1 protein-coding gene is annotated in these 264 nt (G+C 63.6%); it reads right to left on the bottom strand.

Annotation, left to right across the window (positions count from 1 at the left end; genetic code table 11):
• Window positions 1-264, bottom strand: a 264-nt coding sequence (locus SB764_RS41290) for a His/Gly/Thr/Pro-type tRNA ligase C-terminal domain-containing protein (protein WP_410866938.1), incomplete at both ends; no start/stop codon positions are given.

The raw sequence follows: 264 nt of genomic DNA on the forward strand, positions 1-264 counted from the left end.
GGCGTTGACCACGTAGTCCACGGCCTTGTCTACGGCAACGTTCTCGGCTTCGCCGGTGCGGCGGTCCTTGACCTCCACCACACCGTCCACGAGCCCACGCCCAACAGCCAGGATGGTCGGCACACCGACCAGCTCGGCATCACCGAACTTTACCCCGGGTGATACCTTCGGGCGGTCATCGTAAATGACGTCGAGTCCTGCTGCCTCCAGCTCGGCGGAAATCTTCTCAGCCGCCGCAAAGATTTCCTCACCGCGGCCCACTGC

Origin of the sequence: Paraburkholderia sp. SIMBA_027 (assembly GCF_046535315.1) — a bacterium.
GTDB classification, from domain to species: Bacteria; Pseudomonadota; Gammaproteobacteria; order Burkholderiales; family Burkholderiaceae; genus Paraburkholderia; species Paraburkholderia tropica.